We start from the raw sequence: 11,814 nt of genomic DNA on the forward strand, positions 1-11,814 counted from the left end.
TTCTAATTTAATTTTTATCTTCTAATAAAGGAACGAATCGGAATTCTCCAAACTCATGTTTTTCGAACTGTGTTTCATTTTTTCTGATTAATAAAGTCATTATCTGTACCTCTTCTCCTAAAGGAATAACGAGCCTTCCTCCTATTTTTAGTTGTGCCATCAAAGGCTGTGGAATAAATGGCGCGCCTGCAGTTACGATAATACTATCAAAAGGAGCATAACTTGGCAACCCCTTATATCCATCTCCAAAAGAAAGATGTTTGGGACGAATATTCAGTTTTGGAAATAAAACAGTAGTTTGTTTAAACAATTCTTTTTGTCTTTCAACGCTAAATACTTTGGCTCCTAACAAACATAAAACAGCTGTTTGATATCCAGAACCTGTTCCTATTTCTAAAATTTTATGTTCTTTTTTTACTTCTAATAATTGAGATTGAAAAGCTACAGTGTATGGTTGCGATATCGTTTGACCAGCTCCAATAGGAAATGCTTTATCTTGATAGGCATAATCTTCAAAACTGGAATTCAAAAATAAATGTCTTGGAATCTTTTTTATCGCCTCCAAAACACTTTTATCAGTAATCCCTTTTTGCTCTAAAACGCTTACTAATTGATTCCGAAGTCCTTGATGTTTGGCTGTGTCTTTCAAAGTTTACTATTTTATTTTGGTAAAAATAGAAAACAATTTCTGAATTCAAATGTTGGATTTTAAATTTTAAATTAACTGAAGAATTGTCCTGCATCAATAATAGATTAATCATTTTATTCCTATTTTTGTAAAAATTACATCATTATGCTGAAAATTGGAGTATTAGGTGCTGGTCATCTAGGAAAAATACATTTGCGTTTATTACAACAATCTGATAAATATGAATTAGTCGGTTTTTATGACCCAAATCAAGAGAATGCCGAAAAGGTTTCTAAAGAATTTGGTTATAAACATTTTAGCACAATTGCAACTCTAATTCATGCAGTTGATGTAATTGATATTGTAACACCAACCCTTTCTCACTATAAATGTGCCAAAGTAGCTATTAAATCTGGCAAGCATGTTTTTATCGAAAAACCCATTTCAAATACGGTGGAAGAAGCTGAAGAAATTATCGCCTTAGCAAAAGAATATAATGTGAAAGGTCAAGTTGGGCATGTGGAACGTTTCAATCCTGCATTCATCGCTACCAAAAACATGATTGAAAATCCTATGTTCATTGAAACCCATCGTCTTGCTGAATTCAATCCTCGTGGAACCGATGTTCCTGTAGTGTTGGATTTGATGATTCATGATATTGATGCTATTTTGAGTGTTGTAAAATCTAAAGTTAAAAATATAAATGCCAGTGGCGTTTCGGTTATCAGTGATACACCGGATATCGCCAATGCCAGAATCGAATTCGAAAATGGTTGTGTTGCTAATTTAACAGCAAGCCGAATTTCGATGAAAAACATGCGTAAATCTCGTTTTTTCCAAAAAGACGCTTATATCTCAGTTGATTTCTTAGAAAAGAAATGCGAGGTGGTAAAAATGAAAGATGCTCCCGAAGTTCCCGGAGATTTTGATATGATTTTACAAAATGCCGAAGGTGTAAAAAAACAAATCTACTTCTCCAATCCAGATGTAGAACAAAATAATGCCATTCTGGATGAATTAGAATCATTTGCTGATGCCATCAACAATAATACTACTCCTGTGGTGACATTGGAGCAAGCAACTGAAGCCTTAAGAGTGGCATATCAAATTATTGATTGTTTTAAAAAGTAATCTTTAAATCCTAAAATTAAAATATTTTAATCCAAAATAAGAATGAAAACAATAGCTGTAATCGGAGCAGGAACCATGGGGAATGGAATCGCCCATACTTTTGCACAAAGCGGTTTTACCGTAAAATTAATAGATGTTTCTGAAAAATCATTAGATAAAGGAATGGCTACAATTGCCGCAAATTTAGACCGAATGATTGCAAAAGGAAGCATTAGCCAAGAAGATAAAGCCAAAACAATCACCAATATTATAACCTATACGGATATTAAAGATGGTGTTGTAGGTGTTGATTTAGTGGTTGAGGCTGCAACTGAAAATGTGGAATTAAAACTAAATATTTTCAAGCAATTAAACGAAGCTTGTTCTCACAATACAATTTTGGCAACCAATACTTCTTCTATTTCTATTACTCAAATTGGAGCGGTTGTGGCACATCCAGAGCGTGTTATCGGAATGCACTTTATGAATCCGGTACCTATTATGAAATTGGTAGAAATTATTCGTGGGTATAATACAAGCGACGAAGTGACTAAAATCATCATGAATCTTTCGGAAAAATTAGGAAAAACGCCTGTTGAAGTAAACGATTATCCTGGTTTTGTAGCCAATAGAATTTTGATGCCAATGATTAACGAAGCTATCGAAACATTATACAACAAAGTGGCCGGTGTTTATGAAATTGACACTGTTATGAAACTTGGAATGGGACACCCAATGGGCCCCTTACAATTAGCTGATTTTATTGGTCTTGACGTATGTTTAGCCATTTTAAATGTAATGTACGACGGTTTCAAAAATCCAAAATATGCGCCTTGTCCATTACTTGTAAATATGGTTCGTGCAGGAAAAATGGGTGTGAAATCTGGAGAAGGTTTCTACGATTATTCTGAAAGCAAAAAAGCAGAGAAAATTTCCAAACAATTTATATAAAAGTTACCCTTTCCGGTCGCAGTTTTCAGGTTTTATGATCAGCTGAAGACTGCGGCTGTGACTGAAAACTAAATCAAATGGCTAAAATAGTTCCTTTCAAAGCAGTTCGTCCCACTCGTGATAAGGTTTGTCTCGTCACTTGTCGTTCTTATGAAGAATATGTAAATGCAGAATTAGCAGCACAATTGGATTTCAATCCGTTGTCCTTCTTACATATTCTAAAGCCTGCATATACCAATCCTGAAACTGTTTCTTTTGAAAAAAGATACCGACAAGTACATCAAAAATATGAGGATTTCAAAAATGAACTTATTTTAATAAAAGACAATAAACCAGCAATTTATATTCATAAGATTGTTACTAAAACACACTCTTTTACCGGAATTATAGTAGGTACAAGTGTAGTAGACTATTGTAACAATATCATTAAAAAACACGAAGATATTATTGCTTTCCGAGTCCGATTACTAAAAGAATATATGAAATATTCAGAGTTCAATACCGAACCTGTTTTAATGACATATCCAGATAATAAAACGATCGAAAACTGGATTTTTAATTGTACCCAAAAATTAGCCGATTTTGAATTTTCAACCACAAAAAAAGAGATTCATTATCTGTGGAAAATTGAAGATGCGTTAGAAATCAATTGGTTGCAAAATATATTTGAAAAGACGGATAATCTTTATATCGCTGACGGCCACCATCGCACCGAAGCACTGAAATTATTATCTGAGGAAAATGATGATCAAGAAAACACGGCCAAAAATCATATCTTAAGCTATTTAATTTCTGAAAATAACGTCAAAATATATGAATTCAATCGTTTAGTAAAAGATCTAAACGGTTTCTCGAAAGAAGATTTCATAACAGAATTAGAAAAGAATTTTATTATTGAAAACAAATTCCAGCAACCTTTTCAACCTTCTCAAAAGCATCAATTCGGAATGTATCTGGACAATACCTTTTATAGCTTAATTTTACGAAAAGAAAATGAAGTTTTCTTAACTGCTTTGGATAGTTTAGACACACAAATTTTATACAAAAAAGTGCTGCTGCCTATTCTTGCCATTGAGGATTTACGCAATGACGAACGAATAGAATACCTTTCAGGGAAACAATCCGTTTTAGAGGTAAAAAATAAAATTGATCAAGGAGAATTCGAAATCGGTTTTATATTATTTCCATCAAACATTGGAGAAATAAAAGCTTTGGCTGATGCCAATTTGATAATGCCTCCAAAAAGTACGTACATTGAACCAAAGTTTAGAAGCGGATTAGTCGTTTATGAGCTTTAACACCTTAAAATCAAAACATCAAAATGGGAATAGCCAATAATTTACTCCAGATAAAATCCGCTTTGCCGGAACATGTAACCTTAGTTGCGGTTTCAAAAACTAAACCTGTTTCAGATTTAATGGAAGCGTATGAAGCCGGTCAACGCATTTTTGGAGAAAACAAAATTCAGGAAATGGCCGAAAAATGGGAACAAATGCCCAAAGACATTCAATGGCACATGATAGGTCACGTTCAGACCAATAAAGTCAAATTTATGACACTATTTGTGAGTTTGATTCACGGTGTGGACAGTTTGAAATTACTACAGGAAATCAATAAACAAGCACTAAAAAACAACAGAATTATAGATTGTTTATTACAAATACATATTGCCGAAGAAGAAACTAAATTTGGTCTTGACGAGGAAGAACTTGCTTCACTCCTATCTTCAAACGAAATTCAGGAACTAAAAAACATTAGAATCGTTGGATTAATGGGAATGGCTACTTTTACAGACAATAAAGATCAAATCAAAAAAGAATTCCTGCATTTGAAAACAATTTTCGACAAAACAAAAAAACTAAAAACTGAAAACTGCCAACTGGAAACTATCTCAATGGGAATGTCAGGTGATTATCAACTTGCAATTGAATGCGGAAGCACAATGGTTCGGATTGGAAGTAGTATCTTTGGAGGAAGAAATTGATTTTTGATTTCAGATGTTTCGTAACTTGAGACATTAAACATTAAACAAAAAATTTGTACGCAATACTAGATATAGAAACCACTGGAGGACAATTCAACGAGGAAGGAATCACTGAAATAGCCATCTATAAATTTGATGGTCATGAAGTGGTGGATCAATTCATCAGTTTAGTAAATCCAGAAATTCCAATTCAGCCATTTGTAGTGAAACTTACTGGTATCAATAATGCCATGTTACAATCGGCACCCAAGTTTTTTGAAGTTGCAAAACGCATCATCGAAATGACAAATGATTGTGTTATCGTGGCTCATAATGCCTCTTTTGATTACAGAATATTAAGAACTGAATTCCGACGATTAGGATACGATTTTGAAGCCAGGACACTTTGTACGGTTGAATTATCAAAAAAACTATTGCCAGAGCAGCCTTCCCATAGTTTAGGAAAACTGGTTCGTGCGCTTGGAATCCCAATGGCTGACAGACATCGTGCAAGTGGAGATGCTTTGGCAACAGTCAAATTATTCAAAATCCTTTTAGAAAAAGATTTGGAGAAAGAAATTGTAAAAGATTTTATTAAGCTGGAAATCGAAAAAGGTATTGCCCCAAAATTGCTGGATATTGTGGCTAGACTACCTGCAAAAACAGGTATTTACTATATTCATAATGAAAAAGGAAATCTAATTTATATTGGTAAAAGCCGAAACATAAAGAAACGTGTGAATCAGCATTTTACGGGAACTTCCACCAAATGCAAAAAGATTCAATCCGAAGTTTTCACGGTAACGTATGATGAAACCGGAAGTGAATTGATTGCTTTATTGAAAGAAAGCGAAGAAATAAAAATCAACAAACCAATTCATAACCGAGCGCAAAGAAAAAGTATTTATCAATTGGCTTTATACGCTGAAAAAGATAAAAATGGTTATCTGAACCTAAAACTTCAAAAAGCAGATGTTCGAAAAAAAGAAATTACCTCTTTTACTTCGTTGCAGGAAGGCAAAAATGCATTGTTCAGAATCACTTCCCATTACAATTTATGCCAGAAACTGACCGGATTGTATCATACTAAAACAAATTGTTTTCAATACAGTATAAAAGAGTGCGATGGTGCTTGTATTGGCGAGGTTTCGCCCGAAGAATACAATGCCAGAGTGCTCAGTTTTATCGAGAAAAACAGTTTCGAAAATCAAAACATGGTCTTGATTGATAAAGGAAGAACCATAAGCGAGCGATCAGCAGTTTTGATAGAAAATGGAATTTACAAAGGGTATGCTTTTTATGATTTAAACTATCAAATAAATAACATCGAAATACTGAGAAACATCATTATTCCGATGCAAAATAATCGTGACACTAAAAATATCATCCAAGGCCACATCCGAAAAAATAAGACCCTAAAAACCTTGAAATTCTAATCGATTGTTAATCGAATAAAAAGTATGCAAAGAATAAAGTCGAAATTTGACGCTTTCAGACAAAAAACGAATATAGTAATTTACGGAACCAATACAGCTTCTGGACGATTATTTGATTTGGTACTTTTGGGTGTTATTTTACTCAGCGTTATAATTGTTATGTTGGAAACTGTAAAAGGTTTTGATACAAAATATCATGATGAACTTATTATTTTGGAGTGGGTTATTACCATTTTCTTCACTTTAGAATATTTACTCCGTATTATTTCCCTTAAAAAACCCTGGAAATACATATTTAGTTTCTACGGAATAATTGATTTGATAGCCACAATACCCATGTACTTTTCGTTATTTTTTGTTGGTACCAGTGTCTTAACAGTGGTCAGAGCCCTGAGATTATTGCGATTATTCAAAATTTTAAAACATCCACAGTTCTCCAGCCAATCTACACACCTCAAAGAAGCGTTGATTGCCAGCAAAGGAAAAATATTGATATTCATCTATTTCATGCTTATCAGCAGTATCATCATCGGTTCTGTAATGTATGTAGTCGAAGGAAAAGAAGGCGGTTTCACTAGTATTCCTATCAGTATTTACTGGACTATCGTCACGCTCACAACTGTAGGATATGGAGATATTTCGCCTATAACGCCACTTGGTCAAGCCATTGCTTCGTTAGTAATGATCATGGGATACGGTATTATTGCCGTCCCTACAGGAATTGTTTCAGCTGAATTCGCTAACAGCAACCGTAAAAAACCAAGGGCCGAAAGAATCAATCCGTGTTCTGTTTGCGGAACCGAAGGACATGAGCATAATGCAAAATACTGCTACCATTGTGGCGCAGATTTATAATACTAATAATTGGAAGCAATTCCAGCTGTTCACTGCAACTCCTCGTTATTACAGTTGTTTTTCTAAGGCATAAAAGGAGCTTCCTCCAGTCGCTCTTTTACACCAAGAAAAACTAACTTCCATAACTCCGGGGTTTCCGTTTCCATCTGGGCTAAAAAAAATATGAAATACTTAATCACTATTGTCGGACCTACAGCTATCGGAAAAACTTCCTTAAGCATTGTTTTAGCTAATTATTTCAAATGCGAAATTCTTTCCTGCGATAGCCGACAGTTTTTCAAGGAAATGACCATTGGAACAGCAGTTCCCAATGAATCAGAATTAGACACTGCAACTCATCATTTCATCCAAAACAAATCTATATTCGAAAATTATACCGTTGGTGATTTCGAGAAAGAAGCGATTGCAAAACTGGAAGAATTATTTTTGACAAATGATTACGCGATTCTCGTTGGTGGTTCCGGATTGTACGTAGATGCAATTCTAAAAGGTTTTGATGAATTTCCGGAAATTGACGCTTCAGTTCGTACTGAAATAAATACGAATTATGAAAAATTAGGAATCGGATATTTACAGCAAAAACTCGAAGTTTTAGATCCTGATTATTTCAAAACTTTAACTGTTGACAATCCTCAAACCTTACAAAATCCACAACGAATGATGCGTTTTGTAGAAGTATGTTTGGGTTCCGGAAAACCATATTCTTCTTTTTTAAATCAAAAGCAGAACAGTCGCACCTTCACGCCTATTTTAATAGGTTTGGAAGCCGATAGAAAGGTCATTTATAACCGAATCAATCAACGCGTTGATATTATGATAAACGAAGGTTTACTAGCCGAAGCCAAAACATTATTCTCAAATAAAGAGTTGAATGCATTACAAACAGTGGGTTACCGCGAGTTATTCAGTTATTTTGATAGAGAAATTTCATTGGAATTTGCCATCGAAGAAATAAAGAAAAACACCCGACGATTTTCAAAACGCCAACTGACTTGGTTCAAAAAAAATGAAAATACCAAATGGTTTGATTTTGAAACTCCGTATGGAACTATTGTAGATTACATCAATTCAAAAAAATAAAACTAAAGAATACAAATTCATAATTCATAATTTCAATATGCCCATTTCACCTAACTTCACATCCATCCTTAGCAAAGACTGGGAAATCAATTTTACACAATGCGCACCAAATGGATTTTTAAAATACACTGATTTGTGCAATATTTTGCAGTTAACAGCTGCAGCACATTCAGAAATTGGCGGCATTAGTTTTACGGACATGCAGGAATATGACCAAGCTTGGGTTTTGAGTCGGATGCGTATCGAGATAAGCAAATTGCCAAAATGGGGTGATACGGTAACCGTAAAAACATGGATCAATTCCTTGGAGAACTCCCGTTCCGTTCGGGCACTGGAAATGCATGTGAATGGAGAAAAAATTGTAGGTTCTGAGACTTTTTGGGCTGTTTTTAATACTAAAAAGCGTCGACCGGAAGCATTAGCATTACCGTTTGAACATTTTGAATTATATCCCGAAAAAAGAGCTACTCTTGAAGGTTTTTCTAAAATTAATTTCAATAATGAAAAGGAAATGGTTTTTGAAAAAAGTGTCTTTTTATCTGATTTAGACATTGTAAATCATGTTAATAATGTCAAATATCTGGAATGGTGTTTAGATTTGGTTGATGAAAAATTAATTCTGAATCAAAAAATTGAAAGTTTTGAGATGAATTTCTTAAAGGAATTATCACTAAAAGATCAAGTGATTATTCACGAAAGTATTTCTGAAGATGAAACTGTTTTTAGCATTACTAAAGAAGACAAGACGAGTTTCGCTTTACAATTGAACTGGAAATAAATATCTTTTTGATCCAAAAAAAAGCCTCAATTTCTTGAGGCTTAAATCTTTTTTATTCTGCTACTTTATTCTTAACAACTAATCTGAATCCTTCTCCGTGGATGTTCAAAATTTCCACATCTTCATCAAGTTTCAAATACTTTCTCAATTTAGCGATATACACATCCATACTTCTTGAAGTAAAATAGTTATCATCTCTCCAGATTTTTGTCAAAGCTAATTCTCTTGGCATCAAATCATTTTCGTGAAGAATCAACATTTTCAATAATTCATTCTCTTTTGGAGATAATTTTATTGGCTCTTCATTATTAAAAGTTAAAAAACGAAGTTTTGAATTCAAATGGAATTTACCAATATTAAATTCAAATTGTACTTGTTCTGCTTTTGTATCCGATGATTTTCTTTGAATTATAGCTTTGATTTTCATCAACAATACTTCAGAATCAAAAGGTTTATTCAAGTAATCATCAGCGCCTGCTTTATATCCTTTCAACACATCCTCTTTCATCGATTTTGCTGTTAAAAAAATGATTGGCACTTCATTATTTTTTTCTCTGATTTCTTTAGCTAATGTATATCCGTCTTTGTAAGGCATCATCACATCAAGAATACATAAATCATAAGTATCTTTTTTAAATTTTTCGAAGCCTTCCATACCATTTTTGGCCAAAGTAACATCAAAATCATTTAGCATTAAATAATCTTTCAAAACTGCACCAAAATTAAGGTCATCTTCGACTAGAAGTATTTTTTTATTTACATTTTCCATATTCTAATTTATTAATGGTAATTTTATTATGAAGGTACTCCCTTTTCCCTTTTCACTTTCAACATATACTTGACCATTATGGTCGTCAACAATTCTTTTTACATACGCTAATCCTAAACCGTGTCCTTTCACATTATGAATGTCTCCGGTATGTTCTCTGTAAAATTTTTCAAAAATTCTTTTTTGAGCAATTTTACTCATTCCCAAACCTTTATCTTTTACTTTGATAATAATCATGTCTTTGATATTTTCAGTAAAAATCTCAATTTCTGGAACGTTTGGAGAATATTTTATAGCATTCTCCAGAATATTAACAATCACATTGGTAAAATGAACATCATTAATTAATACTGTAGTTCTTACAGCATTGAAATAACAGGTTATTTTTCCTTGTCTATCTTCTAAAATCAAATTCACGTGATCTATTGCATCTTCAATAATTTCATGAATATTATTAGATTCTTTAGTAATATCTAATTCTTTCTTTTCTAATTTAGAAATTCGTAAAACATTTTCAACTTGTGCATGCATACGCTTATTTTCGTCCTTAATCATTTGGAGGTATCGCAGAACTTTCTCTTTATCATCGATTATTTTAGGATTCCTTATAGCATCCAAAGCTAAATTAATCGTTGCAATAGGAGTTTTAAACTCATGCGTCATATTATTAATGAAATCATTCTTGATTTCAGAAATTTGACGTTGTCTAATCAACTGATTCAATGCACTTGAATAGGCAATCAGAATAATAAGCGTAAAAACAATAGAAAGTACGGTTATACTAACCAACTCTGAGAGTAAAAATTTCTTTTTAAGTGGAAATGTAACCAACAATTCATATTTAGTACTCCCTTCATTATCAATGAAAACAGGAATAGAATAGGTAGCTTCTTTATCATATTTAAACTCATTTGATTTAATTTTAGTAGCTAAATTATTACTATAAATACCAAATTCAAACTTAGTTTCAATACCATACTCTTCTAATTCTTTCTTGATAAGTTTCTGTAAAACAGGTACAGAAACACGTTCCTCAAGTGGCATAGCTGACAATACATCTTTAGCTGAAATTTCAAAAAGTGCATTGTCTAAAATATCTAAATTTCCTGATTTTTCAATTCTAACATCTGGAATCAGACTTTGATTTACATCCGATTTATCAATGGAATTATCATTATAAACTTCTGTAATTCGCTTAGAACTAAAGCTTTTAAATTTTTCGGTATCAAATTTTTTATCAAAGAACGTTGGAGAAATATTGTAATCTTCAGAAATTATACTATTAGAATATATGATAGTTTTATTTGTTCTGGGATTTTTTTGAACATAATAAAATTCTAATATATCATCCTTCTTAGGAACTTTTCCAGTACTATCTTTATAATGATTTATTTTATCATAAAAATTATATGCTTCTTGCTTTTGAAGTTTATCGGCCACATTACCAATTACTTGCTTAACATGAAATTTAAATTGCTCATCATTGTTTTTAAATGAAGAATTAAACCAATATACCTGAACAAGAATAATTCCTATTAAGGATAGACTCATCAACAAAACAAGTAATCTAAAAAAAAGTTTATTCATCTAAACAAATTTAGTATTTTAACAATATATTAAATAATAGATTAACCAAACATTAACACCTAAGCTTGTTTTTGTTTAATCTTTAAAATTTTAAGAATTCGATCAATTTCTAACTTTGTAGGTTCAATAGCAATATTTTCAATGACGAAATCGCTTTTTGAAATTCGTTTTTCATCAGTCCACTGAGCGTTTATTCGTTTCAAAACAAGTTCTCGTGTCGTGTTATCTCTCTTAATAACCCTTTGAATCCTTGATTCTATTGGTGCTGTCACAGTTATAATTATATCACAGTCTTTATAACGCCCACTTTCAAATAATATAGCAGCCTCATAAATAACATAAGGAGCTTCTAGATTTTGTAAAAGCCATTGCTCAAAATGTTTTTTTACAGCAGGGTGAACAATACCATTGAGTTTTTCTAAACTTTCAGGATTATTAAATACAATTTTTGCCAATTTTTCTCTATTCAATGTCTCATTTTCAAAAACATCAGCACCAAATAAATCTTTTATAGCTTCCATAATATCTGCTGATTGCATGATTTTTCTGGCTTCATCATCAGCAATATAAACTGGAATTCCGTATGATTTAAAATAATTTGCTACAGTCGTTTTTCCACTGCCAATACCGCCGGTTAAACCAATAATTTTTGTCATA

Annotated in this window: 12 protein-coding genes; 8 read left to right on the top strand and 4 right to left on the bottom strand. The window is 32.5% G+C overall.

From position 1 onward, the window contains the following. Positions 1-7: 7 nt before the first annotated feature. Positions 8-649 carry a protein-L-isoaspartate(D-aspartate) O-methyltransferase gene (locus tag BMX64_RS08815; RefSeq protein ID WP_091170430.1) on the bottom strand — a complete coding sequence of 214 codons (642 nt, stop codon included), beginning with the start codon at positions 647-649 and terminating at the stop codon, positions 8-10. A gap of 144 nt (positions 650-793) precedes the next feature. Between BMX64_RS08815 and BMX64_RS08820 the strand changes: the two genes are divergently transcribed. The 8 genes from BMX64_RS08820 (at position 794) to BMX64_RS08855 (ending at position 8,801) form a co-directional block, all read left to right on the top strand. After that, positions 794-1,759 carry a Gfo/Idh/MocA family protein gene (locus tag BMX64_RS08820; RefSeq protein WP_091170433.1) on the top strand — a complete coding sequence of 322 codons (966 nt, stop codon included), beginning with the start codon at positions 794-796 and terminating at the stop codon, positions 1,757-1,759. Between the two features lie 42 nt (positions 1,760-1,801). Then, a complete protein-coding gene (locus tag BMX64_RS08825; RefSeq protein WP_091170436.1) occupies positions 1,802-2,689 on the top strand; it encodes a 3-hydroxyacyl-CoA dehydrogenase family protein in 888 nt (295 codons plus the stop codon). 77 nt (positions 2,690-2,766) lie between these two features. Continuing rightward, on the top strand, positions 2,767-3,987 hold the full coding sequence (locus BMX64_RS08830) for a DUF1015 domain-containing protein (protein ID WP_091170440.1): 1,221 nt from the start codon (positions 2,767-2,769) through the stop codon (positions 3,985-3,987). 23 nt (positions 3,988-4,010) lie between these two features. Beyond that, on the top strand, positions 4,011-4,673 hold the full coding sequence (locus BMX64_RS08835) for a YggS family pyridoxal phosphate-dependent enzyme (RefSeq protein WP_091170446.1): 663 nt from the start codon (positions 4,011-4,013) through the stop codon (positions 4,671-4,673). Positions 4,674-4,726: 53 nt separating this feature from the next. Then, complete coding sequence (locus BMX64_RS08840) at positions 4,727-6,088, top strand: exonuclease domain-containing protein (protein WP_091170450.1); 1,362 nt, start codon at positions 4,727-4,729, stop codon at positions 6,086-6,088. A 24-nt stretch (positions 6,089-6,112) separates the two neighbouring features. Beyond that, positions 6,113-6,943 (top strand): ion transporter, encoded by an 831-nt coding sequence (locus BMX64_RS08845; protein ID WP_091170454.1) that lies wholly within the window; start codon positions 6,113-6,115, stop codon positions 6,941-6,943. A 162-nt stretch (positions 6,944-7,105) separates the two neighbouring features. Next, on the top strand, positions 7,106-8,023 hold the full coding sequence (gene miaA / locus BMX64_RS08850; RefSeq protein ID WP_091170459.1) for a tRNA (adenosine(37)-N6)-dimethylallyltransferase MiaA: 918 nt from the start codon (positions 7,106-7,108) through the stop codon (positions 8,021-8,023). Positions 8,024-8,060: 37 nt separating this feature from the next. Continuing rightward, positions 8,061-8,801, top strand: coding sequence for an acyl-[acyl-carrier-protein] thioesterase (locus tag BMX64_RS08855; RefSeq protein ID WP_091170464.1), 741 nt, complete (start codon positions 8,061-8,063; stop codon positions 8,799-8,801). Between the two features lie 52 nt (positions 8,802-8,853). Here the strand turns inward: BMX64_RS08855 and BMX64_RS08860 are convergent, their stop codons facing one another. Genes BMX64_RS08860 through coaE form a run of 3 tightly spaced genes read right to left on the bottom strand, consistent with a single transcriptional unit; the run spans position 8,854 to position 11,813 of the window. Further along, on the bottom strand, positions 8,854-9,570 hold the full coding sequence (locus tag BMX64_RS08860) for a response regulator transcription factor (protein ID WP_091170468.1): 717 nt from the start codon (positions 9,568-9,570) through the stop codon (positions 8,854-8,856). A 3-nt stretch (positions 9,571-9,573) separates the two neighbouring features. Next, positions 9,574-11,157 carry a sensor histidine kinase gene (locus tag BMX64_RS08865; RefSeq protein ID WP_091170471.1) on the bottom strand — a complete coding sequence of 528 codons (1,584 nt, stop codon included), beginning with the start codon at positions 11,155-11,157 and terminating at the stop codon, positions 9,574-9,576. A 59-nt stretch (positions 11,158-11,216) separates the two neighbouring features. Further along, a complete protein-coding gene (coaE, locus tag BMX64_RS08870; protein ID WP_091170475.1) occupies positions 11,217-11,813 on the bottom strand; it encodes a dephospho-CoA kinase in 597 nt (198 codons plus the stop codon). Between the last annotated feature and the right edge of the window lies 1 nt (position 11,814).

Source organism: Flavobacterium sinopsychrotolerans, assembly GCF_900110375.1.
Taxonomy (GTDB): Bacteria; Bacteroidota; Bacteroidia; order Flavobacteriales; family Flavobacteriaceae; genus Flavobacterium; species Flavobacterium sinopsychrotolerans.

Coding starts and splice junctions, on each gene's coding strand:
- BMX64_RS08855 (WP_091170464.1), top strand. CDS start 8,061: ATGCCCATTTCACCTAACTTCACATCCATCCTTAGCAAAGACTGGGAA.
- BMX64_RS08845 (WP_091170454.1), top strand. CDS start 6,113: ATGCAAAGAATAAAGTCGAAATTTGACGCTTTCAGACAAAAAACGAAT.
- BMX64_RS08865 (WP_091170471.1), bottom strand. CDS start 11,157: ATGAATAAACTTTTTTTTAGATTACTTGTTTTGTTGATGAGTCTATCC.
- BMX64_RS08825 (WP_091170436.1), top strand. CDS start 1,802: ATGAAAACAATAGCTGTAATCGGAGCAGGAACCATGGGGAATGGAATC.
- BMX64_RS08830 (WP_091170440.1), top strand. CDS start 2,767: ATGGCTAAAATAGTTCCTTTCAAAGCAGTTCGTCCCACTCGTGATAAG.
- BMX64_RS08820 (WP_091170433.1), top strand. CDS start 794: ATGCTGAAAATTGGAGTATTAGGTGCTGGTCATCTAGGAAAAATACAT.
- BMX64_RS08835 (WP_091170446.1), top strand. CDS start 4,011: ATGGGAATAGCCAATAATTTACTCCAGATAAAATCCGCTTTGCCGGAA.
- coaE (WP_091170475.1), bottom strand. CDS start 11,813: ATGACAAAAATTATTGGTTTAACCGGCGGTATTGGCAGTGGAAAAACG.
- BMX64_RS08860 (WP_091170468.1), bottom strand. CDS start 9,570: ATGGAAAATGTAAATAAAAAAATACTTCTAGTCGAAGATGACCTTAAT.
- miaA (WP_091170459.1), top strand. CDS start 7,106: ATGAAATACTTAATCACTATTGTCGGACCTACAGCTATCGGAAAAACT.